Here is a 595-nt window from a genome sequence, read left to right as displayed (position 1 = left end):
GCGACTTCGAGTGGGACCCGGCCGTCTTCCCCGACCCGGAGGGCATGATCGCCCGGCTCAAGGAGAAGGGCCTGAAGATCTGCGTCTGGATCAACCCGTACATCGCGCAGAAGGGCGCCCTGTACGAAGAGGGCGCGCGCAAGGGCTACTTCGTCCAGACCGCCGACGGCGACGTCTGGCAGTGGGACAAGTGGCAGGCCGGCATGGCACTGGTCGACTTCACCAACCCGGAGGCCACGGCCTGGTACCAGGGCAAGCTCAAGGGGCTGCTGGACCAGGGCGTCGACGGCTTCAAGACCGACTTCGGCGAGCGCATCCCCACCGACGTCGTCTGGCACGACGGCTCCGACCCGGAGCGCATGCACAACTACTACACGCACCTGTACAACAAGGCCGTCTTCGAGCTCCTGGAACAGGAGCGCGGTGCCGGGGAGGCCGTCCTCTTCGCCCGCTCGGCGACCGCGGGCGGCCAGCAGTACCCGGTCCACTGGGGCGGCGACTGCTTCTCCTCCTTCGAGGCCATGGCCGAGTCCCTCCGCGGCGGACTCTCCCTCTCGCTGTCCGGCTTCGGCTTCTGGAGCCATGACATCGGCGG

At 68.1% G+C, this 595-nt stretch carries 1 protein-coding gene; it reads left to right on the top strand.

Annotation, left to right across the window (positions count from 1 at the left end):
• On the top strand, window positions 1–595 hold a 595-nt coding region (locus tag IH13_RS0119985), incomplete at both ends, for a TIM-barrel domain-containing protein (RefSeq protein ID WP_037841856.1).

This window comes from Streptomyces sp. NRRL WC-3549 (assembly GCF_000721935.1).
In the GTDB taxonomy this organism is placed as follows: Bacteria; Actinomycetota; Actinomycetes; order Streptomycetales; family Streptomycetaceae; genus Streptomyces.
The sequence above is the reverse complement of the archived record's forward strand: the minus strand, read 5'-3'. Positions and strand labels throughout refer to the sequence as shown.